The 24860-nt window shown below is 73.0% G+C and carries 17 protein-coding genes, 1 pseudogene and 1 riboswitch; of the genes and pseudogenes, 9 read left to right on the top strand and 9 right to left on the bottom strand.

The window, feature by feature from the left end; genetic code table 11:
• Positions 1-1389, bottom strand: coding sequence for a glycoside hydrolase family 6 protein (locus ACTWP5_RS26895; RefSeq protein WP_443223727.1), 1389 nt, complete (start codon positions 1387-1389; stop codon positions 1-3).
• A gap of 606 nt (positions 1390-1995) precedes the next feature.
• Between ACTWP5_RS26895 and ACTWP5_RS26900 the strand changes: the two are divergent.
• A pseudogene (locus ACTWP5_RS26900) lies at positions 1996-3969 on the top strand (glycoside hydrolase family 48 protein); the annotation flags it as partial.
• 342 nt (positions 3970-4311) lie between these two features.
• On the opposite strand, the gene ACTWP5_RS26905 reads toward ACTWP5_RS26900, so the two are convergent.
• Entirely contained in the window at positions 4312-5976 is a 1665-nt protein-coding gene (locus tag ACTWP5_RS26905; protein ID WP_443223728.1) for a hypothetical protein, read from the bottom strand.
• A 477-nt stretch (positions 5977-6453) separates the two neighbouring features.
• Here ACTWP5_RS26905 and ACTWP5_RS26910 point away from each other — a divergent pair, with 477 nt between their 5' ends.
• From ACTWP5_RS26910 to ACTWP5_RS26935, 6 genes are all read left to right on the top strand, one after another.
• Positions 6454-7314 carry an SOS response-associated peptidase gene (locus tag ACTWP5_RS26910; protein ID WP_443223729.1) on the top strand — a complete coding sequence of 287 codons (861 nt, stop codon included), beginning with the start codon at positions 6454-6456 and terminating at the stop codon, positions 7312-7314.
• A 374-nt stretch (positions 7315-7688) separates the two neighbouring features.
• Positions 7689-8351, top strand: coding sequence for a sigma-70 family RNA polymerase sigma factor (locus tag ACTWP5_RS26915; RefSeq protein ID WP_443223755.1), 663 nt, complete (start codon positions 7689-7691; stop codon positions 8349-8351).
• A complete protein-coding gene (gene rsrA, locus ACTWP5_RS26920; protein WP_443223730.1) occupies positions 8348-8710 on the top strand; it encodes a mycothiol system anti-sigma-R factor in 363 nt (120 codons plus the stop codon). The genes ACTWP5_RS26915 and rsrA overlap by 4 nt, the downstream gene beginning before the upstream one ends.
• A gap of 260 nt (positions 8711-8970) precedes the next feature.
• A complete protein-coding gene (locus ACTWP5_RS26925; protein ID WP_443223731.1) occupies positions 8971-9987 on the top strand; it encodes a tetratricopeptide repeat protein in 1017 nt (338 codons plus the stop codon).
• Positions 9988-10210: 223 nt separating this feature from the next.
• Positions 10211-10861: a peptide deformylase gene (gene def / locus ACTWP5_RS26930; protein WP_443223756.1), complete on the top strand. Its 651-nt coding sequence runs from the start codon at positions 10211-10213 to the stop codon at positions 10859-10861.
• A gap of 173 nt (positions 10862-11034) precedes the next feature.
• Positions 11035-11766, top strand: coding sequence for a D-Ala-D-Ala carboxypeptidase family metallohydrolase (locus ACTWP5_RS26935; protein WP_443223732.1), 732 nt, complete (start codon positions 11035-11037; stop codon positions 11764-11766).
• A 132-nt stretch (positions 11767-11898) separates the two neighbouring features.
• On the opposite strand, the gene ACTWP5_RS26940 is transcribed toward ACTWP5_RS26935, so the two are convergent.
• The 7 genes from ACTWP5_RS26940 to ACTWP5_RS26970 all read right to left on the bottom strand — a co-directional run bounded on the left by ACTWP5_RS26940 (position 11899) and on the right by ACTWP5_RS26970 (position 21748).
• Positions 11899-12948, bottom strand: coding sequence for a ribonucleotide-diphosphate reductase subunit beta (locus ACTWP5_RS26940; protein ID WP_443223733.1), 1050 nt, complete (start codon positions 12946-12948; stop codon positions 11899-11901).
• Positions 12939-15455, bottom strand: a complete 2517-nt coding sequence (locus tag ACTWP5_RS26945) for a ribonucleoside-diphosphate reductase subunit alpha (RefSeq protein WP_443223734.1) — start codon at positions 15453-15455, stop codon at positions 12939-12941. Before ACTWP5_RS26945 ends, ACTWP5_RS26940 begins: the two co-directional genes overlap by 10 nt.
• Positions 15456-15585: 130 nt before the next feature.
• A riboswitch (cobalamin riboswitch) is annotated at positions 15586-15738 on the bottom strand.
• Positions 15738-16268, bottom strand: a complete 531-nt coding sequence (locus ACTWP5_RS26950) for a GNAT family N-acetyltransferase (protein ID WP_443223735.1) — start codon at positions 16266-16268, stop codon at positions 15738-15740. Its footprint overlaps the riboswitch before it by 1 nt.
• A 57-nt stretch (positions 16269-16325) precedes the next feature.
• Positions 16326-17915, bottom strand: a complete 1590-nt coding sequence (locus ACTWP5_RS26955) for a DUF2079 domain-containing protein (RefSeq protein ID WP_443223736.1) — start codon at positions 17913-17915, stop codon at positions 16326-16328.
• A gap of 87 nt (positions 17916-18002) precedes the next feature.
• Positions 18003-18320 (bottom strand): YbdD/YjiX family protein, encoded by a 318-nt coding sequence (locus ACTWP5_RS26960; protein WP_443223737.1) that lies wholly within the window; start codon positions 18318-18320, stop codon positions 18003-18005.
• A complete protein-coding gene (locus ACTWP5_RS26965; protein WP_443223738.1) occupies positions 18317-20599 on the bottom strand; it encodes a carbon starvation CstA family protein in 2283 nt (760 codons plus the stop codon). Before ACTWP5_RS26965 ends, ACTWP5_RS26960 begins: the two co-directional genes overlap by 4 nt.
• Before the next feature lie 354 nt (positions 20600-20953).
• Positions 20954-21748, bottom strand: a complete 795-nt coding sequence (locus ACTWP5_RS26970; protein WP_443223739.1) for a GntR family transcriptional regulator — start codon at positions 21746-21748, stop codon at positions 20954-20956.
• A gap of 282 nt (positions 21749-22030) precedes the next feature.
• On the opposite strand from ACTWP5_RS26970, the gene ACTWP5_RS26975 reads away from it, so the two are divergent.
• Positions 22031-23593: a glycoside hydrolase family 3 protein gene (locus ACTWP5_RS26975; protein ID WP_443223740.1), complete on the top strand. Its 1563-nt coding sequence runs from the start codon at positions 22031-22033 to the stop codon at positions 23591-23593.
• 44 nt (positions 23594-23637) lie between these two features.
• Positions 23638-24756, top strand: coding sequence for an SIS domain-containing protein (locus ACTWP5_RS26980; protein ID WP_443223741.1), 1119 nt, complete (start codon positions 23638-23640; stop codon positions 24754-24756).
• The last annotated feature ends 104 nt before the right edge of the window (positions 24757-24860 follow it).

Here is a 24860-nt window from a genome sequence, read left to right on the forward strand (position 1 = left end):
TCACAGGGGCGGGTAGGCGTTGTCCATCAGCTCCTGGAACTGAGCCTCGAACCAGTGGCCGGAGAGCGGCGCACCGCCCAGGGCACCCGACATGTTGTTCTGGTTGCGCGGGTTGCCCTCGTAGGTCGGGTCGCACATGCGGTCGAAGCCCTTGCCCTCGTCGTTCGGGATCTCCTCGCTGGAGCCGTCCGACTCACCCGGGGGCTTGATCCACACGAAGGCGTCGACACCCGAGACCGGGGAGGCGGTGGGCCGCTCGCCGAGGCCGGCGCCGGCCTGGTTGCACCAGTTGCCGGTGTGGATCCGGCGGTCGATGCGGCCACCGTCGACGTACTCGTCGACGCTGCTCTCCGCGCCCGGGCCGCTGGGACGGTCAGGTCCGCCCCAGCCGTTGCGGGAGGTGTCGATCAGCAGGCCGCCGCCGCCGTCGACCGCCGCGGCGAAGTCCAGACCGAAGTCCAGGTTGTTGGTGTACTGGTTCCAGTCCACCCACGAGGACTGCCGGACCGGGGTGCCCGCGATCGTCTGGTTCAGGTCGAAGTTCGGCTCCTCGATGGAGCCGTAGTTCGCGACGTTCACGGCCACACCGGCGACCTTGTCGGGGCTGGCGGGCGCCGTGTTGATGACCTCGTTGAAGAGGTCGGCGGAGGCGCCGAAGTTGTTCTCCCAGCCGATCCAGCCCCAGTGGCCGCCGTCGATGTAGTTGTAGACGTTCTCGTACTCGCCGAGGGTGCCGACGTTGTAGGAGACGCCCTCCTGGTAGTTGCCGTTGGCGAGCATCTCGTCGCACTCGGGCGTGGCCGTCTCGCGGTCGCCGACGTTGGTGACGAGGTTCGGCAGCGAGTCGATCTCGACGATGTTCACGATGCGGAGGTTGGGGTTGGCCGTGGCGTACTCGCCGACGATCTCCGCGATCGGGTCGATGAACTCGGTCTTGTACCGTTCGATCTCCTCCGGCCCGAGCTCGCCGTTGGAGGCGAGCGCCGAACAGTCACGGCCGGGCAGGTTGTAGGTGACCATCTGGAACACGAGCGGCTCGCCGCCGGCCTGCTCCACCGCGTTCTGGAGGTGCTCCTCCAGGCCGGTGCTGTTACCGGCGGAGCCGCCGGTGATCGCGGCGATCCGGTCCAGCCACACGGCGGTGGGCTGGTCGGCGATGGCCTGGCCGCCACTGGCGCTCGCGTTGGCGGACCAGTCCGGGTTGACGTAGACCTCGGCGCCCTCGTACGGGTTGTCCACCCGCTGGAAGGTCGACGGCTCGTCGGCGGAGGCGAAGCTGAAACCGCCGGCGGCGATGGCCGCGGCGCCCAGCAGTGCTCCGGCGGCGAGAACGGGGCGCCGCCGGCGCAGACGGTGTGTGGGGGAGTGTGGGGGGCTACTGCGGCTCATTACGGTCCTTCCTCCAGAAGGTTTTCTCCGGTGACTCCTGCTGCGGAGGTGACTTCCTGCTGTGTCCCGAAGCCGTTACGGCGTCGGGGGCGACGCGCCAGGTCGCCAGCCGAACGAATCGCTGGGCGCACCCCCCACGCCGCACCGCCTGTCGTTCGCCCGACCGACGGCATGGGTGCACACCGCTGCGGCTGGTGCAGCGGGTGGCCGGGTGGGTGAACGTGTGACGGAGGTGGGGGCGATGTGGGGAAACGTGGGGGGATGCATTCGGAGCGCTCCGTGTGTCATGGCGCGCCGTCCTCGGCGCCTGACAGATGGGACCGCTCCCACTGGTTGAAGGGGACCGTATGGCACAAGACCCCCTCCCGCCAAGGGGGCGTTCGAGAAATTACCGCTGACCTGCCGTTGAGCGGCCCGTTGTGTCAAGGGTCTTGACGCACGCACACGGTGCCCCAATGCTTGGGAGCGCTCCCACTGGTTTCCGTGTGCACGTCATGTCACGACGCGCACTGCCTCGTCCCCCACCGAGCCGCAGGAGGCCCCATGCGGATCCACCGTGGATCAGAAGAAGAGTCATCCACGCAGAGCACCAGCCACCGAAAGACCAACGTGAAGCGCCGGGCCGTCCTCGCGGGCACCGCCGCCGCCGTGTCCCTCCCGGTCACGGCGCGTCTGGCCACGGGCGCGACGGGCGGGTCGGGCTCGTCGTCGCAGGCCCCGCAGCTCCTCCAGGCCGAGCAGGACTTCCTCGCGCTCTACGAGAAGATCAAGGCGGGCCCGTACTTCTCGCCCGAGGGAATTCCGTACCACTCCGTCGAGACGCTGCTGGTGGAGGCGCCCGACCACGGCCACGAGACCACGTCCGAGGCGTACTCCTACCTCATCTGGCTGGAGGCGCTGTACGGGCGGATCACCGGCGAGTGGGGGCCGTTCAACGACGCGTGGGGCGTCATGGAGCAGTACATGATCCCCGCGTCCGACCAGCAGCCCACCAACAGCTTCTACGACCCGTCGTCGCCCGCCACCTACGCGCCCGAGCACGACGACCCCTCCGGCTACCCCTCCCAGCTGGACGGCGACGTGCCCGTCGGCGAGGACCCGCTCGCGGCGGAGCTGTCGTCCACCTACGGCACGGACGACGTCTACGGCATGCACTGGCTCCAGGACGTGGACAACGTCTACGGCTTCGGCGACGGCCCCACGTTCATCAACACCTACCAGCGTGGCCCGCAGGAGTCGGTCTTCGAGACCGTGCCGCACCCGTCGATCGAGGACTTCAGCTACGGCGGCGAGAACGGCTTCCTCGACCTGTTCACCGGTGACGCGTCCTACGCCCAGCAGTGGCGCTACACCAACGCCCCCGACGCGGACGCCCGCGCCATCCAGGCCGCGTACTGGGCCAAGGAGTGGGCCGCCGAGCAGGGCAACGAGTCGGCCGTCGCCGAGACCGTCGCCAAGGCGTCCATGATGGGCGACTACCTGCGCTACGCGATGTACGACAAGTACTTCAAGGTCATCGGCAACTGCACCGACCCCAACTCCTGCTCCCCGGCGCAGGGCAAGGACAGCTGCCACTACCTGCTGTCCTGGTACTACGCCTGGGGCGGCGCCCTGGACACCAGCGCGGGATGGGCCTGGCGCATCGGCTCCAGCCACTGCCACTTCGGCTACCAGAACCCGATGGCCGCCTACGCCCTGTCCGAGGGCGGCATGCCGCCGGAGAGCCCGACCGGCGCCGAGGACTGGGCCACCAGCCTCCAGCGTCAGCTGGAGTTCTACCGCTGGCTCCAGTCCTCCACCGGCGCCATCGCGGGCGGCGCCAGCAACAGCTTCGGCGGCGCCTACGGCGACCCGGGCAACCTGCCGACGTTCAACGGCATGGCCTACGACTGGCAGCCGGTCTACCACGACCCGCCGTCGAACAACTGGTTCGGCTTCCAGGCCTGGTCGATGCAGCGCGTGGCGGAGGTGTACTACGCCTCCGGCCACTACCTCGCCAAGGAGCTCCTCGACAAGTGGGTCCCCTGGGTGCTGAGCGAGATCACCACCGGTCCCGACTTCCAGATCCCCGCGACCCTGGAGTGGTCCGGCGAGCCGGACGAGTGGGACCCGGCCAACCCCGGTGACAACGCGGGCCTGACCTGCTCCGTCGCCAACTACAACCAGGACGTCGGCATCACCGGCTCGCTCGCCAACACCCTGTGCTGGTACGCGGCGGCCAGTGGCAACACCGAGGCCCAGGAGGCGGCGGCCGGCCTGATCGAGGGCATCCTGGCGCACTCCGACGACCTGGGCGTCTCGACGCCCGAGGTGAAGGACGCCTACGACCGCCTGGTCGACGAGGTGTACATCCCGTCCGGCTTCAGCGGGACCATGCCGAACGGCGACGTCATCGAGCCGGGCTCGACCTTCGACTCCATCCGCTCGTTCCTCCGGGACGACCCGGACTGGGGGAAGGTGCAGGCGTACCTCGACGGCGGCGAGGCGCCGACGTTCAACTACCACCGCTTCTGGGCGCAGGTGGACGCCGCGGTCGCGATCGCGACGTACTCCATCCTGTTCGGCGACAGCGCCGCCTGATCGGCGCTGCCTGGTCAGCGCTGCCTGACCGAGGGCGCGGCGCACGTCGCACCCGACCCCGAGGGCCCCGGCCACCGAGCGACAGCCGGGGCCCTCGGCCTGCGCGGGTTCGGGCGCGGCCCGGCGGGGCGGGGCCGCGCCCGGCCGTCGCCGCTCGTCGGTGTGGGCTCAGCCCGCCGAGGAGCCGACGGGCCCACCGAGGAGCCGACGGACGGCGGCGGTGAGGTCCGCGGGCGGACGTCCCGCCCGCGGACCCGCTCCCCCGGGAGCGTCTCGCCGCCGCGCCTGACCCCGGCGCCACCGGTTGGCAGTCCGCCGACGGGCGCCTCGCCAACAGAAGCCTCACCAACAGATGAAGAGGAAGCAGTCCTCGTCCTCTTCCGTCGGACTCGGCGAGGGTTCCTGGGTGGGCTCGCTCGGCGGCGGCTCGCTCGTGGGCGGATCGGGCGTGGTCGGGTCCGTGGTCGGGTCGGACGGGCTGGACTCGCCGGGCGTCGGCTCCGTGATCGAGCCGCCGCCCTCGGTCTCCTCCGGTCCCGAGCTCTCGTCGCCGGGTTCGTCGTCGCGGCCGCCCTCGCCCTCGCGGTCGCTGTCCTCCGACTCCTCGGGGGAGGAGCTGTCCTCCGGCGAGGAGGACGACGGGTCGCCCACGCCGGCTCCCGAGCCGTCGTCGCCGTCCTGGTTCTGGTCGCGGTCCTCGCCGTCGCCGTCGTCGGTGCTCTCGGGGGAGGAGGACAGGTCGCCGTCCGCCTCGGTCTGGCGGTCGGCGCCCGTGGGCTCGCCGCTCGGCATCACGACGTCCCCGACCTCGCCGATCGTGACGGCGACGAGGACGACGCCGAGCAGGCCACCCACGAGGTAGCGGCGGCGCCTCGGCTGACGGGCCGCGCGTCGTCCCCGGGACCTGCCGCCGCCACGGCCGCCACCGCCGCCGCCCGAGCGCGTGTCGGCGGCGGGCAGCGCGGCGGTGTGCGGGCCGTCCGGGTCGCCGTCGCCCTCGACGGTGCCGAGGGTCGGCAGTCCGGCCGCGCCCCCCGACCGACCGTCGGCGACGGCCGGCAGCGTCCGCGTCCCCGCCGCGTCCCCCGCCGGGCCCCGTCGGGTGCCCGGACGCGGCGACGCCGCCGGCGTGAGGTGGGTGGCCGTGGTGTTCGGGGTCTCCCGCTCGTCACGCCACAGCGGCCGGCCGTCGGAGAGCCCCGCGGCGCCGCCCGTCGTGGGGTACGCGTCCGTGCCCGTCGAGGCGGTGGCCCGGGAGGCGCCGCGCGGGCCGCTCGACCGCCTGGCCGACGAGGTGTCGGCCGCGACGTCGGCTGACGCGTCAGCGCGGGCCGCGCTCGTGCCCTCCGACTGGAACCAGTCCCGCTCGCCGCGGTCACGCCGGCCGCCGCGCCCGGCGCCCGCCGCGCCCGCGGTCGTGCCCGTGGCGGCGTCGGGGCGCGGGCCGCCCGCAGCGGTGTCCGTGGTCCGGCCGCTCAACGGGTCCACGGCCGGCGAGGGCCGTGCCCGCCTGCGGCGCGGCATGCCCGAGCCGCTCGCGTCGGGGCCGGTGGCTCCCGCGCCGGTGGCCTCTTGCCTCCCGGGCGTGGTGCCGGTCTCGTGGGCCCGTCGGGCACTGGCGGAGGGCACGCGCAGGCCGCCCATGCCGGGCGGCTCCGGCTCGTCGGGGCGCCAACCGGACACCGTCGGGTCCGGCAGCCGTGCCGCGCCGGGCGTCTCGCCGCGCGGGGTACGGCGCGGCGGGGGCGCCACGGCGTCGCCGCCCGCGCCGGTCGCCGCTGCGGACTCGTCCGCGGTCCATCGCCGGTACCGCTCCGACGCCGCCTCCCCGGTCGCCGCGTCGGCCGGTGTCCCCGACGCGTCAGGCGCCCCCGCCCGTGTCGCCGGGCCGCTCGAACGCGAGCCCGCGCGGCTGGAGCCGGCCGAGGGCCAGTTCGTGATCTCCCCGCAACCCGGGCACAGCAGCGCGCCGTTGAGGTGGCGGCGACAGGTTGTGCAGTAGTCCACGGCTGCCCGCTCTCTGTACGTAAATCATGGGAAGGGGCGTGCGATGGCGAACACCATAGCGTCGCAGACCTGTTCGAGATGACCGCCCGTCACCAGGGCGGCCGCCGCCTATGGGTTGCTTGGCCCTGTTCATTCCGTCCGTTCCGTTGGCCGCCAAGGTGGCGAGAGGTGTTGGTTTGCTCGGGGGAAGGTCGCGCGGAGACGTGAGAAGAGTGGGGGAGATGTGTGGGTGAGGTGTGCGCGGCGGCCGGTGGGGGGCGTGTGAATGGGAGCGCTCCCAAAGCTGTGACCAGCTGGCGCACACGTCAAGGCACTTGCTCGCAGATCATGGAGGGTGAGTGGCGAGGCGGGACGAACAAGGAGATGTCTCCACTGCTCCTTCATGAATTCCTGTACTTCTGCGACGGTTGGTCGCCGGTGCGAAGGCCGCTACGGCCCGTAGTCGGGGTGTCAGTGGGCGGCGGTAGGCTCGCCGGCATGTGCGGACGGTATGCGGCGAGCAGGTCACCCGAGGATCTCGTGGGGCTCTTCGACGTGCGGCACTGGGATCCCGAGGAGCCCCTCGCCGCCGACTGGAACGTGGCCCCCACCAAGGACGTGTACGCGGTCCTGGAGCGGCCGCTGAAGGAGGCGGGGGCCGGGCCCGAGCCGGTGCGCCAGCTGCGGGTGCTGCGCTGGGGCCTGGTGCCCTCCTGGTCCAAGTCCCCCGCGATGGGCGCCAAGATGATCAACGCGAGGGCCGAGACGGTGCACGAGAAGCCCGCGTACCGCCGGCCCTTCGCCGCCCGCCGCTGCCTCCTCCCCGCCGACGGGTACTACGAGTGGGTGACGGGCCGCGAGGAGCGCGTGGAGGAGGAGAAGGGGAAGCGCAAGCGCCCCCGCAAGCAGCCGTACTTCGTGACGCCCGCCGACGGCTCGGTGATGGCCATGGCCGGGCTGTACGAGTTCTGGCGGGACCAGACGCTCCCCGAGGACCACCCCCGTGCCTGGTGGGCGACGTGCACGGTGGTCACCACCGAGGCCGAGGCCACGCCGCTGGCGGGGGTCGGGGCAGACGCCGCCGCCGGCGCCGGTGAGGCGGGCGGTGAGGACCACACGGGTCCGCGCAGCCTGGCGGAGATCCACCCGAGGATGCCGCTGATGCTGCCGCCCGACCGCTGGGACGCCTGGCTCGACCCCCACCGCACCGACCCCGAGGAGATACGCGGGCTGCTCGACCCGCCGCCGCCCGGCAGCGTCCGGGCGTACCCGGTCACCACCGAGGTGAGCAGCGTTCGGAACAACGGGCCCGAGCTCGTCCGCGAGCTGCCCGCCCCGGAGGAGGAGACCCTCTTCTGACGGTCGCGCCCGAGGCGTCCCGGCCGCCTGCGCCGGGGCCGCTTCCGCCCGCCCGCTTCCGGCCGCCTGCCGACTCGGCCGCCTCCCCGCCGCCGGGCGGCGGCGGCCGGGAATGTGCGGGGGGTCGTCGGTGTTGTCCCCTGGCAGACACCGACCCGAGGGAGACCCCGCAGATGGCACCGACCGCCTGCCTGGCACCGAGCGTCACCACCGCGAAGCGGCCTGTTCAGCGCGCCGCGGAGATCGACTGGGCGACGTTGCGGCTGGCCGCCGAGCGCGCGTCCCGGCCAGCGGGCCGGGCGGATCGTCGTCTATCCTCCGAAGCGGGCGATCCCGACCTCGGGCTCGCCACGGCTCCGAAGGATTCCGAGGAGGTGGGTCCGGTCACCGCGAGGGACGACGACAGGCGCGAGCAGACCAACGGCACCCGCGTCGACGCCGCGAGCGAGACCGAGGCCGAGCGCAACGCCCGCTTCGAGCGGGACGCCCTCGGATACCTGGACCAGATGTACTCCGCCGCCCTGCGCATGACGCGCAACCCGGCGGACGCCGAGGACCTGGTGCAGGAGACCTACGCGAAGGCGTACGGCTCGTTCCACCAGTTCCGCCAGGGGACCAACCTCAAGGCATGGATGTACCGCATCCTGACCAACACCTTCATCAACTCCTACCGCAAGAAGCAGCGCGAGCCGCAGCGCAGCGCCGCCGAGGAGATCGAGGACTGGCAGCTGGCGCGCGCCGAGTCGCACATGTCGACGGGCCTGCGGTCCGCCGAGTCCCAGGCGCTGGACCACCTGCCGGACTCCGACGTCAAGCAGGCGCTCCAGGCGATCCCCGAGGAGTTCCGCATCGCCGTCTATCTCGCCGACGTCGAGGGCTTTGCCTACAAGGAGATCGCGGACATCATGGGTACACCCATCGGCACGGTGATGTCCCGGCTGCACCGCGGCCGTCGTCAGCTGCGCGACATGCTCGCCGACTACGCACGGGAACGCGGGCTGGTCCCAGCCGGGGCACGGGAGGACTCAGGATCATGAGCGGCGAGTCGCCACGCCCCACGGACTGCTCCGAGGTCCTCGACCACCTCTACGAGTACCTCGACCGTGAGATGCCGGACGTCGACTCGGCGAAGTTCCAGGAGCACATCGAGGAGTGCTCTCCGTGTCTGGAGAAGTACGGGCTGGAAGAGTCGGTGAAGAAGCTCGTCAAGCGCTGCTGCGGCCATGACGAGGTGCCGTCCGACCTGCGGGCCAAGGTCCTCGACCGCATCGACCTGATCCGCGCCGGCGAGGGCCGCGCCCCCGCCGAGCGCCCCACCTCCGCCGAGGGCTCCGCCCCCGCCGAGGGCGTCGCCGGGTCGGGCGAGCCCGCCCGGCCGGCACCGTCCGCCGAGTAGCACCCGCCCCGCTCGGCCTTCCGCTCCCACCTCGCCTCGCACCGGACGCCCCGCGCGCCGGTGCGGGCACCGAGGGTCAAGGTGCGGTCGCCCAGGGTCGTCTCCCGCCTCCCGTCCCGTCTCGCGTGCCGCCGAGCGCTGCCCCATCCTGTGAGCAGGGGCCGTGACAAGGGAGCTGCGCGCCCATGGTTGGATGCCGTCCGGGACGGACAGGAGAACCGTGAAGTGCAGACTACGAGGCGGGAATCAGGCGAGACATCGTGAGGATCTTCGGCAGGGTGAGGCAGCGGCCCTCCACGGACTGGCGGCTGGCCACCAACCGCGCGTTCTCCCTCATCGACGACGGTCGTTACGAGGACGCGGGTGAGCTGCTGACCCGGGCGGCCGACCTGGAGCCGTGGCTGGCCGAGTCCTGGTTCAACCTCGCCCTGCTGCACAAGTTCCGGCACGACTGGGAGGCGGCGCGCGCCGCCGGCCTGCGCGCCGTGGCGTTGCTGGAGAAGGACGCGGGCGCCCCGGACTGGTGGAACGTGGGCATCGCCGCCACCGCCCTACAGGACTGGCCGCTGGCCCGCCGCGCCTGGCAGGCGTACGGCCTGCGGGTCCCGGGCGTCGGCGGGCCGGCGGGCTCGGGAGAACCGCTCGACTGGCACCTGGGCGGCGCGGCCGTGCGCCTGTCGCCCGACGGCGAGGCCGAGGTGGTCTGGGGCCGCCGGCTGGATCCCGCCCGCATCGAGGTGCTGAACATCCCGCTGCCCTCCTCCGGCCGGCGTTGGGGCGAGGTCGTGCTGCACGACGGCGTGCCCCGTGGCGAGCGCACCACCACGGCGCCGGGCGGCGTGCCGGCCGCCGGTCGGCCGGCCGTGTATCCGGTCTTCGACGAGATCGAGCTGTGGGCGCCGTCGGCGGTCCCCACCTGGGTGGTGCTGATCGAGGCGGCCACGGAGTCGGACCGGGACGCGCTGGAGCGGCTCGCGGCCGACGCCGGGTACGCGGCGGAGGACTGGTCCTCGTCCGTCCGGCTGCTCTGCCGGGCCTGCTCAGAGAGCCGCATGCCCACCGAGGAGGGCGACGGCCTCGCGGTCCACGACCCGCACGACCACAGCGTGCCGGGGCACCCCGGCCCCCTCGGGCACACGGCGGCCGGTGGCCTGTGGTCGCCGGAGCGGGAGTGCGGGATCGCCGCACCGCGCTCCCTGGTGCGGGGCCTGCTCGACGGCTGGGTGGCCGACAGCCCCGACGCCCGCGACTGGCGCGACCTCGAAGAGGTCTGCTGAGCCATCGCACGCCACCGCAGCGCCACGGCGCAGCCACCACGTCGCCACCACGCCCACCGGCGCCCGCGCGATCCCGCCGCGGGCGCCGTCCGCCCCGCGCCCCCTCCCGGCCGCGCGGCCTCAGGGCGCCCGACCGGGGACCGGGCGCCCGGCATACGCCCCGCCGCCCGCGCCGTAAGCTGTACGAGTTACGGACAGGGTTATGGAAAGGCATACGGCGAACATGGCGCAGCAGGAGACCCACGAGCGCGTCAGCGACGTCGGCGACGAGTTCATCGACGACACCACGGACTGCGCGGAGCGGGAGCGGGCACACGCCGAGCGCGGCACCGCCCGGCCCATCACCGTCGTCGGTCACCCGATGCTGCACCGGGAGTGCCGGGAGGTCACCGAGTTCGACGACGGCCTGGCGACGTTGGTCGACGACCTCTTCGCCAGCCAGCGCGCGGCCGAGGGCGTCGGCATCGCCGCCAACCAGATCGGCGTGGACCTGAAGGTCTTCGTATACGACTGCCTCGACGACGACGGCGTCCGCCACGTCGGCGTGGTGTGCAACCCGGTGCTGGACGAGCTGCCCGCGGGCGAGCGGGTCCTCAACGACGACAACGAGGGCTGCCTGTCGGTGCCGACCGCCTGGGCCGAGCTGGCGCGCCCCGACGTCGCCGTGGTCCGCGGCCAGGACGCCACCGGCCAGCCGATCGCCGTCCGCGGCACCGGGCACTTCGCCCGCTGCCTCCAGCACGAGACGGACCACCTCTACGGGCGCCTGTACATCGACCGGCTCTCGAAGCGGGAGCGGAAGAAGGCCCTGAAGATGATGGCCGAGGGCACGCCGCGGTACGAGACCGTTCCCAACGACGTTACCCAGCCGTAGCTCGTCGTTCCTCGTCCACCCTCCGGGGTGGACGAGGATGACGGCGGCTCGGGGCGCACCGAGTGTGCGACGCGCGTTGACTCGATCAAGTCCCGGTGGGTTGACGCGCGTTGACTCCCTGGGACAAGCTCTTTTCCTGACCAGTGCTCCACCTCTCTCCCCACGGAGGAAGCATGTTCAGACGCGTGTTGCGCGTTGTGCTCACAATTGTCATGCTCGCTACAGCTAGCGTCGCCGTATCGATGACCACCGCCTCCACGGCACAGGCGGACGGCTGCTACACCTGGGGCCGCACGCTGAGCCAGGGGATGTCCGGCGAGGACGTACGCCAGCTCCAGATCCGCGTCGCCGGCTACCCCGGCTACAACTCGGTGCTCGCGATCGACGGCCAGTTCGGCCCGCACACCGCCTCCGCCGTGCGCCGCTTCCAGGAGGCCTACGGCCTGGCCGTCGACGGCGTGGCCGGCTCGCAGACCTTCAACAAGATCTACGCGCTGCAGGACAACGACTGCACCCCCATCCACTTCACCTACGCGGAGCTGAACCGCTGCAACTCCGACTACTCAGGAGGCGCCGTCAGCGCGGCCACGGCACGCTCCAACGCGCTGCGGGCCATGTGGAAGCTCGAGGCGCTGCGTCACGCCATGGGCGACGCCCCCATCAACGTCAGCAGTGGCTTCCGCTCCTACGCGTGCAACAACGCGGCCGGTGGCTCCTCGACCAGCCGCCACCTCTACGGTGACGGCGTGGACCTCGTCGGCAGCCACTCGCTGTGCGCCCTGGCCCGGCAGGCCCGCTACCACGGCTTCGGTGAGATCCTCGGCCCGGGCTACCCCGGCCACAACGATCACACCCACGTGGCGCACGACCCGAGCCCCTACTGGTCCGCCCCGAACTGCTTCTGAGGCCGGCCCCGTCCGGGGGAATCCCCCACCCCCACTCCGGCGCCCGTGACGCGTGACGTCACGGGCGCCGGAGCCCGTTCACGGCCCTTCGCGGGCGGGGGCGGAGCGGGGAGCGGGGCGGGGACGACCCGCTCAGAAGTCGTCGTCGAACGAGACGCTTCCCTCCACCGCCACCTGGTAGGCCGAGGCGCGGCGCTCGAAGAAGTTCGTGAGCTCCTGGACGTTCTGCAGCTCCATGAAGGAGAAGGGGTTCGCGGAGCCGAACACCGGCGACAGGCCGAGGCGGACGAGCCGCTGGTCGGCGACGCACTCCAGGTACGCCCGCATCGACTCGGTGTTCATGCCCGGCAGGCCGTCGCCGCACAGGTCGCGGGCGAACTGAAGCTCCGCCTCGACGGCCTCCCGCAGCATCGCGGTGATCTGCCGTCCCATCTCCTCGTCGAAGAGTTCGGGCTCCTCCTGCCGGACGGTGTCGACCACGTGGAACGCGAAGTCCATGTGGCAGCTCTCGTCGCGGAACACCCAGTTGGTGCCGGTGGCCAGGCCGTGCAACAGGCCCCGCGAGCGGAACCAGTAGACGTAGGCGAAGGCGCCGTAGAAGAAGAGGCCCTCGATGCAGGCCGCGAAGCAGACCAGGTTGAGCAGGAAGCGGCGGCGGTCCTCCCGCGAGTCCAGGCGCTGGATGTCCTCCACCGAGTCCATCCACCGGAAGCAGAACCGGGCCTTCTCGCGGATGGAGGGGATGTTCTCGATGGCGGCGAAGGCGTCGGCGCGCTCGTCGGGATCGGGGAGGTAGGTGTCCAGCAGCGTCAGGTAGAACTGGACGTGGACGGCCTCCTCGAAGAGCTGCCGGGAGAGGTAGAGGCGGGCCTCGGGCGAGTTGATGTGCCGGTAGAGCGTCAGCACCAGGTTGTTCGCCACGATCGAGTCGCCCGTGGCGAAGAAGGCCACGAGCCGGCCGATCAGGTGCTGCTCGCCGGGGGAGAGCTTCGCGAGGTCGGCGACGTCGGAGTGGAGGTCGACCTCCTCGACGGTCCAGGTGTTCCTGATGGCGTCGCGGTAGCGCTCGTAGAAGTCGGGGTAGCGCATCGGGCGCAGCGTCAGCTCGAATCCCGGGTCGAGCAGGTTCCTGGTGGTCTTCCGCGGCGTGCTGGTCGGGGGCGTGGTGGTCGTCACTGGCATGCCTCGCAGGACTCGGGGTTCTCCAGCGAGCAGGCGACGGCCTGCTCAGGGACGGGGACATCGGAGGAAACGGAAACGGAAACGGAGCCGGGAACGGGACCGGGAACGGCGGTGGGCGTGGGGACCGCGGCGCGGGCCGACTGGGCGATGCGCGTGGCCGGCCGGGAGCGCAGGTAGTACGTGGTCTTCAGCCCCTGCCGCCAGGCGTGGGCGTACATCGAGCTGAGCTTCCCGATGGTGGGCGCCGCCATGAAGAGGTTCAGCGACTGACTCTGGTCGAGGTACGGGGTGCGGGCGGCGGCCATGTCGATCAGCGCACGCTGCGGCAGCTCCCACGCCGTGCGGTAGAGCGTCCGCACCTCCTCGGGCAGCCCGGGCAGCTCGGCCACCGAGCCGCTCGCCTGCCGCAACGCCTCGCGGGTCTCCTCGTGCCACAGGCCCAGCCGCTTGAGCTCCGCCACGAGGTAGGTGTTGACCTGGAGGAACTCCCCGCTGAGCGTCTCGCGCTTGAAGAGGTTGGACACCTGGGGCTCGACGCACTCGTAGACCCCGGCGATGGAGGCGATCGTGGCGGTGGGGGCGATCGCCAGCAGCAGCGCGTTCCGCATGCCCGAGCGGGCGACGCGCGCGCGGAGCGCCGTCCACCGCTCGGGCCAGGCGGGGTGGGCGTCCGGGTAGTGGTCGGGGTGGAACACGCCCTGGGCGGTGCGGGTGGCCTGCCAGCCGGGGTGGGGGCCGAAGCGTTCGGCGAGCGCGGCGGAGGTCTCGTAGGCGGCGAGCATGACGCGCTCGGCGAGGCGGGTGGACAGCTCGCGCGCCTCGGGCGAGTCGAACGGCAGCCGCAGGCGGAAGAGGACGTCCTGCAGGCCCATCACGCCCAGGCCGACGGGGCGCCAGCGGGAGTTGGAGGTGGCGGCCTGGGGGGTGGGGTAGTAGTTGATGTCGACGACGCGGTCGAGGAAGGTGACGGCGGTGCGGACCGTCGCGTCCAGCCGCTCCCAGTCCACGGTCCAGCCGCCGGCGCCGTCCCGGTCGAGGTGGGCGGCGAGGTTGACGGACCCGAGGTTGCACACGGCCGTCTCGCCGTCGTCGGTGACCTCCAGGATCTCGGTGCAGAGGTTCGAGGAGTGGACGATGGTGCCGGGGCGCGCGGTCTGGTTGGCGGTGCGGTTGGAGGCGTCCTTGAAGGTCATCCAGCCGTTGCCGGTCTGGGCGAGGGTGCGCATCATCCTGGCGTAGAGCTGGCGGGCGGGCAGCGTCCGCACGGCGCGCCCCTCGGCCTCGGCTTGGCGGTAGGCGGCGTCGAACTCCTCGCCCCACATGTCGACGAGCGCGGGGACGTCGGAGGGGGAGAAGAGGGACCAGTCGGCGTCGGCCTCGACGCGCCGCATGAACTCGTCGGGGATCCAGTGCGCGATGTTGAGGTTGTGGGTGCGGCGGGCCTCCTCGCCGGTGTTGTCCCGCAGTTCGAGGAACTCCTCGATGTCGGCGTGCCAGGTCTCCAGGTAGACGCAGGCCGCGCCCTTGCGCCGGCCGCCCTGGTTCACGGCGGCGACGGAGGCGTCGAGGGTCCGCAGGAACGGCACGATGCCGTTGGAGGTGCCGTTGGTGCCGCGGATCAGTGAGCCGCGGGCGCGGATCCGCGAGTAGGACAGGCCGATCCCGCCGGCGTGCTTCGACAGGCGGGCGACCTGGTGGTACCGCTCGTAGATCGAGTCCAGCTCGTCCCTGGGGGAGTCCAGCAGGTAGCAGGAGGACATCTGCGGGTGGCGGGTGCCGGAGTTGAACAGCGTGGGGGAGGACGGCAGGTAGGCCAGGGTGCTGGTGAGCCGGTAGAACTCGGCGACGTCGGCGAGCGCGCGCTCGGAGTCGTCCTCGGCGAGGCCGCAGGCGACGCGCAGGAGGAAGTGCTGGGGCGTCTCGATCACCCGGCGGGTGGTGGGGTGGCGCAGCAGGTACCGGGAGGCGACGGTCCGCAGCCCGAAGTACTCCATCCGGTCGTCGGCTCGCTCGGCCACGGCCCGCTCCACCAGCGCGTCCAGGCGCGCGGCGTGACGGCGCACCAGGGCCGCCGTCGCGTCGCCGATCAGGCCCTCGCGGTGGCCGACGGCGATCGACGCGGAGAAGGAGACCGCGCCCTGGCCGGCGGCCTCCTCGCGGAGGGCGAGGGTCAGCAGGCGGGCGGCCAGCCGGGAGTACGCGGGCTCCTCGGCGATGAGGCCGGCGGCGGCGTCGATCGCGAGGGCGCGGGCGCCGGCCTCGTCGCCGCCCTCCGGGTGGCCGCGCAGCACGGCCGCCGCGATCTTCTCGGGGTCGGCGTCGGGCAGGTCGGCGGCGGCCTCGCGCAGCGCACGGAGCGCGGCGGCGACGGGGCCGCCGGGATCGACCGGATCGACCGGATCGACCGGATCGACCGGATCGACCGGATCGACGTCGCCGACCGTGGCGGCGGGATCAGGACGCGCGACGGCGGGCGTGGGGGGCGCGGCGACGGGTGCGGTGGTCACGGCAGTATCTCTCCCTCGTATCGCGGAGGGCGTGTCGTGGCCGGGGCGCGACGGGCGCGCCGCCACGGCCGTCCCTCCCGTGAAGGCACAGACCCGCGCCGCGTCCGTCGGCCCAGCCCACGAGGCCCGGACGTGTTCGACGCCGCCGGCAGGTACTCGGACTCGTGTGGGCGCACATCAGCTCATCACACACCGTTGCGGGACAGTTCCGGACTCGCACCGGATTCCCCTGCGTGGCAGCGAGGATGAGCATACATCTTGTGCCGCCGCTGTCGAGAGCCCCTATATGTTGTGGTCGTCGTCGCGGCCGGGGGAGAGTTCACATGCGAACACCTGGAGCGGGTCCAGCTCGGGCACCGGCTTCCAGTCCCGCTCGGGGGTTCGCACGAAGCCGAGCCGGTGGTAGAGCCGGTGTGCCGTGTGCATCTGCGACTGACTGGACAGCACGACACGCGCCCTGCCGGCCTCGCGGGCGCGTCGCAGGCACTCGCGGACGAGCGCCTCGCCCACCCCTCGGCCGCGGGCGCCGGGCGCGACGGCGAGCATGCGGAACTCGGCCTCGCCCTCACCCGAGACGTCCGCGAACGCACCGCCGGCGCCCACGTGGGTCACGGTGCCGACGACCTCACCGTCGGCGTCGACCGCCACCATCACCTGGGCGTGGGCGGCGCGGCGCCTGGCGTCGCGCAGCTCGGACAGGTACGGGTCCTCCTCGCCGTAGTCGAGCAGCCCGTCCGCCAGATACACCCGGGCGGTCAGCTCCCCGGCCGCGTCGAGCTCCGCCTCCGTCGCGTCCCTGATCACGAAGTCCATGGGGAGAACGTAGGCGGGCGCGGCGGGGCGGGCACGTCGTTTTCGTCGTCCGGGGCGTCACGCGCGCCGCAGGACGACGTATCCACTCTCCTGGGCGAGCACGGCGTAGTGGACGCCGTGGTAGAGCGCGCGGACGTACTCCGCGATGCTCTCGGGTGACCGCGCCGGGTCGTGGTACGCGACGTACTCCGGCGCCGGGTCCTCGGTGTGGCCTATCCAGAAGACCCGGCAGCGGCCCGTGAGGTGGGCGATCGGCCGGACGTTGGCCGCCACCTCGGCGTCGTCGGGGATCCGCCGCAGGACGTCGGCGGCGTCGGCGTCGGTGCCCGGCTGGTAGGTCTCGGAGTGGGTGAGGGCCGCCGTCGGCAGCGTGGTGGCCAGCGCCAGGGAGGCGGCGAGGACGGCGGTCGGCAGGTGGTGGGCGTAGGCGCGCAGCCACGGCCGGCCCCAGATCCGGCGGCCCGCCGGGGTTCTGGCGTTCGCGTCGGCGGGGTCGGCGGGTTCGGCGGGGTCGGTGACGTCGGCGGGATCGGTGACGTCGGCGTGGTGCCCGGGACCGGCCTCGGCGCGGGTGCGGGCGACGGCGTCGACGAGCGCGAGCGCGACGACGGGCATCAGCACGGCGCTGTAGTGCCAGTCGGTGCCCCAGTAGTGCGGCTCGGGAACGAGGAAACGCCAGGCCAGCGTCGGCAGCAGGACGAGCAGGAGGGGCGAGCGCAGCGCCAGCAGGCCGGTGGTGGGCAGCAGGATCCACAGCACCGTGCGGAGCTTGGTGTCGACCTCGGAGACGGCGGCCTCCAACGGGCCCTCGCCCTCGAGCTTGTCGAGGTAGTCGTACGCGCCCGCGGTGTTGAACGCGGGGATGACGGCCCCGACCGTCAGCAGCGCCGCGACGGCGCAGGCACCCGCGACCACGAGGGCGATCGTGGCGGCCCTCGCCTGCCCGCCCCGCCAGGCGCGGACCGCGACGACCACGGCGATGGCGGCGGCGGTCAGGCCCAGGTCCTCCTTGACCAGCAGCAGCGGCGCCGCCCACCACAACGCCGCCCGCCAGCGCCGTCGCAGCACCGCCTCCAGCGAGAACGCGATCAGCGGCACGGCGAAGCAGATCTCGTGGAAGTCGAACTCCACGGCCCGCTGGACGCCCCAGGACAGTCCGAAGGCCACTCCGACGGCGAAGCCGCCCGCCCGCCCCAGCAGCGCGGCGGCGCCGCGGGTGACCGGCACCACGGCGAGCGCGAACAGCGCGGCCTGCGCCACCAGCAGCGTCACCGGACTGGGGAAGGCGCGGTAGAAGGGGGCGAGGAGCGCGGTGACCGGGCTGAAGTGGTCACCGAGGATGACGAAGTCACGGCCCTTCAGGTCGGCGACCGGGGCCTGGAGGTGGGCGTAGGAACGGACGGCCTGCTCGAAGATGCCGAGGTCCCAGGAGCGCGCGCCGTGCCGCAGGAAGCGACTCACGGAGAGCGTGGCGTAGACGGCGAAGAACGCGACGGCCAGCAGGAGGGGGTCCCACCGTCCACGTCGCGCCGGCCGTGCGTCGAGCCGTCGCCAGGGCCACCGGCTGCCCCGTTCGCCGCACCGGGTGCGGTCGGTCGGGGGAGGCGGCGCGGGAGACGCGGAGGAGGTGGTCGTGGCAGTCGTCATCGGGCTTCTCGCCCTGAGACGCCACGACCACCTCCAAGGTTCCCGGCATACCGGACTACTTCTCGTCCGACGGCCGGTGACGCGAGGTCAGCAGCAGCCCCGGTAGTACTTCTTCGCCGGGTCGCCGCCGCCGTAGCGCTCCTCGGTCCGCCAGCGTTCGAACTCGCGGCGGGTGGGCACGGGCGCGGCCGGGTCCTCGCGGCGCAGCCGTTCGGTGTACCGCTCGTAGGCCGTCTCGCCGGTGAACTCGCGGACGTACCACCACAGCCGGGCGACGGGGTTGCCGCTCGGCCCGCTCGGCCCGCTCGTGGCCGCGCAGGCGGGCCCGCCCACCGGACCGCTCGCCGGCAGCGCCGCCGACCCGTCCGCCGATCCGCTCGTCGACCTCCTCCGGATGACCCTCACTCACGTACCTCCTCTCGTTCGTCACGCTCGTCGTCCTCTCCCACGGTGCGCGTGGCCGTCGCCGACCGCGAGCTCGCGACAGAGGTCGCGGCCGAGGTCGCGGCCGAGCCCGCGCCGGGGGCCTCGCCCGGGATGCCCCCGCCGGGGCCGAGCCCCGCGGCGACGAGTTCCTCGCGTTCCTCCCTGGTCGGGATGAGCCCGGCCGGGGCGATCGTGCGCGACGGCACGTGGGGATGCTCGGCGAGCTTCGCCGAGGCGGGGTTGCGGATCGTCCGCACGCAGACCCGCATCGCGTCGGCGATGATCACGACGACCAGCAGCGCCAGCACGGCCGTGAGGATCGCGTCCACCATGGAGTTGTTGGCGATGGTCCGCATGTCGTCCATGTCCTGGGCCGGTGGCAGCACCTGCCCCGCGTCGACGCCCTCCTGGTACCGGTCGTACTGGCTCAGGAAGCCGACGCGCGGGTCGCCCGAGAAGACCTTCTGCCAGCTGGCGGTGAGGGTCACGACGGCGATCCAGGCCATGGGGATGGCGGTGACCCAGGCGTATCTGACGCGGCCGGCCTTGACCAGCAGCACGGTGCTGATGGCGAGGGCGACGGCGGCGAGCAGCTGGTTGGAGATGCCGAAGATCGGGAAGAGGGTGTTGATCCCGCCGAGTGGGTCGTTGACCCCGACCCACAGCAGGTATCCCCAGAGGCCGACGACGACGGCGCTGGTGATCCACACCCCTGGTAGCCACGTCGTGGAACGCAGCCTCGCGAGCTTCGGGTGGGCGTCGGCGAGGCCGTCCTGGAGGATGAAGCGGCCCACGCGCGTGCCGGCGTCCACGGCGGTGAGGATGAACAGCGCCTCGAACATGATGGCGAAGTGGTACCAGAAGCTCATCATGCTCTCGCCGCCGATGAAGTCGGCGAGGATGCCGGCCAGGCCGAGGGCGAGCGTCGGCGCGCCGCCCGTGCGCGACAGGATCGACTCCTCCTCCACCGCCTCCGCGGCCTGCGCGAGTTGGTCGGGTGTGAGGGTGAAGCCCCAGGAGGTGATGGTCTCCGAGGCCGACTGGAGGGTGTCCCCGATCATGGCCGGTGGGGCGTTCATCGCGAAGTAGATGCCGGGGTCCAGCACGCAGGCCGCGGTCATCGCCATGATCGCCACCGAGGACTCCATCAGCATCGCGCCGTAGCCGATGGTGCGGACCTGCGTCTCCTTCTGGATCATCTTCGGCGTGGTGCCCGAGGAGATCAGGGCGTGGAAGCCGGAGACCGCGCCACAGGCGATGGTGATGAAGACGAACGGGAAGAGGGAGCCGGCGAAGACGGGTCCGTCACCGCGTGAGGCGAAGTCGGTGACGGCGTCCATCTGCATCGAGGGCAGCACCACGACCAGGGCGACGGCCAGCAGCGCGATCGTCCCGATCTTCATGAACGTCGACAGGTAGTCGCGCGGGACCAGCAGCATCCACACCGGCAGGACCGAGGCGGCGAAGCCGTAGACCACCAGGCAGATGACCAGGGCGTTCGGGTCGAGCGTGAAGGTGTCGGCCAGGCCGGAGTTGGCGACCCAGCGGCCGGAGACGATCGCCAGCATCAGCAGCGCGACGCCGATGACGGTGACCTCGGCGACCCTGCCGGGCCGCAGGTACCGCAGGTAGAAGCCCATGAAGAGGGCGATGGGGATGGTGAGCCCCACGGAGAAGGTGCCCCAGGGCGACTCGGCGAGCGCGTTGACGACCACGAGCGCCAGCACGCCGAGCAGGATGATCATGATCACGAAGATCGCGATGATCGCGGCGACGCCGCCGATCGGTCCGATCTCCTCGCGGGCGATCTGGCCCAGGGACTTGCCGTCGCGCCGGGTGGAGAAGAAGAGCACCACCATGTCCTGGACGGCGCCCGCGAAGATCACGCCGGCGACGATCCATATCGTGCCCGGCAGGTATCCCATCTGCGCCGCGAGCACCGGGCCGACCAGCGGGCCGGCGCCGGAGATGCCGGCGAAGTGGTGGCCGAGCAGCACCCGTCGGTCGGTGGGGTGGTAGTCGAGTCCGTCGTTGAGCCGCTCCGCGGGAGTGGCGCGGGTCGCGTCGACCCGCAGCACGCGCGTGACGATGAAGCGGGCGTAGAAGCGGTACGCGATGGCGTACGAGCCGAGTGCCGCGGCCAGCATCCACGCGGCGGAGACGTTCTCGCCGCGCGCCAGCGCCAGCACGGCCCAGCCCGTCGCGCCGACCAGCGCCACCGCGGTCCAGATGGCGACGGAGCGCGGACCGAGCCGCATCAGGGCTCCCGGCTGCCGTGTTTGACCTCGTTGTCCTGCCATGGCGTCCTTCCTACCCCGTCCTGTCAGCTTCCTTGCCGACGTCACGGCCCCAGTCGACGTCAGCCGGAATGTAGGGCGTCACGGCGCGGCTGACCAGACGTCCGGCACCAGGAGAGGTGTGCGGAGGGGAAGGGACGGCCGGGACGGCAGGGTCCGGGGTGACGGGGGAGCGCCCGCGGGGCCCCGGCGCGGGGCGTGGGTGGGGACGCCCGGTGACGCGTCCGGGCACGGCGGGCCCGCGCCGCGCGGCACACGCGGCGGCGCCGCGGTCCGGCCGACCACGAGGACGGTGGCGGGCGGTGGCGGAGGGCCCTAACGAAAGGGGGTGGGCCGCTCCAGGTTCGCCACGAACTTGTACCGGTCGCCCCGGTAGACCGAGCGCACCCACTCCACCGGCTCGCCCGCGGCGTCCCGGGAGTGGCGGGAGAGCATCAGCATCGGCAGGCCCACGTCGGTGCCGAGCAGGCCGGCCTCCCGCGGGCTGGCCAGGGCGGTCTCGATCGTCTCCTCCGCGCTCGCCAGGTGCACGCCGTAGACCTCGGCGAGCGCGGCGTACAGCGAGGCGTACCGCACCAGGCTGCGGCGGAGGGCGGGGAAGCGCTCCTGGGAGAGGTGGGTGGCCTCTATCGCCATCGGCTCGCCGTTCGCCAGGCGCAGCCGCTCGATGCGCAGCACCCGGCCGCCGGGCCGCAGGTCGAGCAGCCGGGCCAGGCGCTCGTTGGCGGTGATGTAGCCGATCTCCAGGAGCTGGGAGGCGGGCTCCATGCCCTGGGCGCGCATGTCCTCGGTGTAGGAGGTCAGCTGGAGGGCCTGGGAGACCTTGGGCTTGGCGACGAAGGTGCCCTTGCCCTGGATGCGCTCCAGACGGCCCTCGACGACCAGCTCCGACAGCGCCTGGCGCACGGTCGTGCGGGAGGTGTCGAACTCGGAGGCCAGCGAGCGTTCGGGCGGCACCGGGGTGCCGGGCGGCATGGTCTCGGTCATCTGCTGGAGGTGCCGCTTGAGGCGGTAGTACTTCGGGACGCGGGCGGTGCGGGCGCGGTCGGCGGCGTCTGCCGCCCCTCCCGGGCCGGAGACGCCGGTGGTCGTGTCTCCCTCTCGCGCCACCTGCGGAACCTCCCACCTCGTGTGAACATCGCGGCTCACATCGTGGCACGCGGGTGAGGCACGGTGCTCCCCCGCGCAGATGTCGGAACGGTAACGGAGACGCGTGAGCCCCTCGCGCGCCCTTGACGCCCTCAGTGGTCTAGGCCAAGGGTCTAGCCCAGAGGGTTCCGTGCCCGGATTCCGGACCCGGGAGCGGGGGCCACGCGGGACCGTGCGGGGCCCGCGCGCCCGGCACGGGCCGGCCCGCCCGTTCTGATCCGGCACCGCGAAGGGACAGCCACCATGAGTCACGCCGTGCCCGGGAGCGACACCCTGACGAGGGACGCCCTGGCCGTCCTCCATCCCACCTTCGCCGGCACGACGACCGCTCCCGCCTGGCTGCTCGCCCAGCTGGAGAACGGCATGACGGGCGTCGGCGTCTTCGGCCGCAACGTCGTCTCGGACGAGCAGCTCGCCTCGCTCACCGCCCAGCTGCGCTCGGCGCGGCCCGAGGTGCTGGTCGCCATCGACGAGGAGGGCGGCGACGTCACCCGGCTCGACGCGCTCACCGGCTCGGCCTTCCCCGGCAACCACGCCCTGGGCGGCATCGACGACCCCGAGCTCACCCGCGCGGTGGCGGCCGCCATCGGACGGCGCCTGGCGGCGTGCGGCGTCACCGTGAACTGGGCGCCCTCGGCCGACGTCAACTCCGACCCGGACAACCCCGTGATCGGGGTCCGTTCCTTCGGCGACGACCCGCAGCTGGTCGCCCGCCACACCGCCGCCTACGTGACGGGCCTCCAGGAGGCCGGCGTGGCGGCCTGCGCCAAGCACTTCCCCGGGCACGGCGACACCCGCGTCGACTCCCACCTGGCGCTGCCCCGCATCGACGTGGACGTCGACACCCTCCAAGCCCGCGAGCTGGTCCCGTTCCGCGCGGCCGTGGCGGCGGGCACCCGCTGCGTGATGTCCGCGCACATCCTGCTGCCCGCCCTCGACGCCGAGCGCCCCGGCACCCTCAGCCCCGCCGTGCTCGCCGGGCTGCTGCGCGGTCCGGTCGCCGAGGGCGGCCTCGGCTTCGACGGGGTCGTCTACACCGACGCCATGGAGATGCGGGCGATCACCGGCACCTACGGCCTGGCGCGGGGCAGCGTGCTGGCGATCGCTGCCGGCGCCGACGCGATCTGCGTGGGCGGCACTCCCTCCGACGAGGCGGAGGTGCTCCACCTGCGCGACGCCCTCGTCCAGGCCGTCCGCGACGGCGAGCTGCCGGAGGAGCGGCTCCACGACGCCGCCGAACGCCTCCGCGCGCTCGGCCGCTGGACCGCCTCCGCCCGCGCGGCGGCCGGTGGGGCCGGCCCCGCGGGGCCGGCCGCCGACGCGGCGGACGTCGGCCTGGCCGCTGCCCGCCGCGCCCTCCGGATCACCGGACCCGACGGGAAGCCGCCGGCCCTGCCCCTGACCGCGCCGCCCTACGTCGCCACCTTCACGCCCACGGCCAGCATCGCCGTCGGCCGACGGACCCCCTGGGGCCTGGCACCCGAACTGGAGCGGCTGCTGCCGGGCACCCGCTCCGGCGAGCACACCCGGGAGGCGGCCGAGCGGCTCCCGCCCGAGGAGACGGCCGCGGCCGTCCTGCGCGCCGCGGGGGAGAGCCCCGTCGTCGCCGTGGTCCGCGACGCGCACCGCCACCGCTGGATGGCGGACGCGTTGCGGGCCCTGCTGGCCGCCCGGCCCGAGACGATCGTCGTCGAGATGGGCGTGCCCCACACGACCCCGGCCGGCTCGTCCCACCTGGCCACGCACGGTGCGGCGCGCGTGCTCGCCCGCGCCGCCGCCGAGGCCCTCACCGGACGCACCAGCTGACGTCCGAGGCACACCCTCAGCCACGGATCGCACGGAGGAGTCCCATGCCCCACAGCCCTCACGACAGCGCACGGCCCGGCCAGCTGATGGCCGGCGAGATGGCGGAGCAGCCCCGCGTGCTGCGCCGCCTCCTCGACCAGGGCGCCACCCCCATCCGCGAGGTGGCCCGGAGGATCGCGGCCCGCCAGCCCCGCTTCGCGCTGCTGGCCGGGCGCGGCACCTCGGACAACGCCGCGCTCTACGCGAAGTACCTGCTGGAGATCCGGCTGGGCCTGCCCTGCGGCCTGGCATCCATGTCCACCACCACCGCCTACGGAGCGCGCCCCGACCTCACCGACTGCCTGGTCATCGCGGTCAGCCAGTCGGGCGGCTCCCCGGACCTGGTGGCCTCCACCGCCGCCGCACGCCGCTCCGGCGCGGTGACCCTCGCGGTGACCAACAACGCCGACTCACCACTGGCCGCGACCAGCGAGTACCACATCGACGTGCTGGCCGGCCCCGAGCGGGCCCTGCCGGCCACCAAGACCTACACCGCCGAGCTGCTGGCGCTCTACCTGCTGGTGGAGGGCCTGCGGGCGGCCCGCGGCGCCGGCGACGCCGCCGGCTCCAACGGCGCGGGCCCCGGCGGCGCCGGCCACGAGGGAGCCGCCGCACCGCTGCCCGAGCTGGCCGCCGCGGTCCTGGACCGGGCCGACGAGGTGCGTGCCCTCGCCGCCCGCTACCGCTTCGCCGAGCGCATGGTCATCACCTCCCGGGGCTACGGCTACCCGACCGCCAAGGAGGCGGCGCTCAAACTCATGGAGACCAGCTACATCCCCGCCCTCTCCTACTCGGGAGCGGACCTGCTGCACGGCCCGCTGGCCATGGTGGACAACGTCTCCCCGGTGATCGCGATCGTGCCGGACGGCCGGGCCGGTCAGGCGCTGCGGCCGGTCCTCGACCGGCTCCGCGACCGCGGCGCGGACCTCGTCGTGATCGGGCCCGGGAGCGAGGTCGAGGCGGCCTCGGCCGGGTTCGCCCTGCCCAGCGGCGGCATGCCCGAGGAACTCCAGCCCATCCTGGAGATCCTGCCGCTGCAACGGCTCGCCCACGAGGTCACCCTCGCCCGGGGCCAGGACCCCGACGCCCCCCGGGCCCTGGCCAAGGTGACCCGGACCCGCTGAAACCGAGGGCCCGCCCTCCTCCGCGGGCGCCGCGGAGCCCGGCGCGCGCGGAGGAGGGCCGGGCACCAGGGCTGCCGAAAGCGACGCGGAGCAGAGCCGCGGCG

It is taken from the genome of Streptomyces sp. 4N509B (assembly GCF_052245655.1).
In the GTDB taxonomy this organism is placed as follows: domain Bacteria; phylum Actinomycetota; class Actinomycetes; order Streptomycetales; family Streptomycetaceae; genus Streptomyces.